This is a genomic window from Bacillus sp. SIMBA_005 (genome assembly GCF_046535585.1).
Classification (GTDB): domain Bacteria; phylum Bacillota; class Bacilli; order Bacillales; family Bacillaceae; genus Bacillus; species Bacillus pumilus.
In genome coordinates this window covers 1-275 of sequence record NZ_JAWRWI010000327.1, presented here as the reverse complement: position 1 = coordinate 275, position 275 = coordinate 1, and the positions used below count along the sequence as shown (strand labels likewise).

1 protein-coding gene is annotated in these 275 nt (G+C 48.0%); it reads left to right on the top strand.

The genetic code is table 11. The features are described from left to right. Positions 1–180: hypothetical protein (locus tag SB660_RS20325; RefSeq protein ID WP_410584120.1), on the top strand; the 180-nt coding region annotated here is incomplete at its 5' end. Between the last annotated feature and the right edge of the window lie 95 nt (positions 181–275).

Sequence of the window (275 nt, the reverse complement as noted above, 5' to 3'; positions counted from 1 at the left end):
AGAGGTCGCGTCGCTCAGGCAGCAGAATGCGGAAAACGTGCATCGAGCTCAGAGTTTGCAAAATCAAATCGATCTGATCTACCGCTCACGATTATGGCGATTGGGCGGTCCCTTTCGTCGTATCGCAAGAGTGGCGAGACGTTACGTAAAAAAGCTGGCATGAATACGTTTAAGATATAAGTCTCCCTCCGAGAGAAGGAATAATAACAATGAGGAATATACGTGGATAATACACTGATTTCGATTGCCGAAGACGTCCGCACCCTCTCGGATCG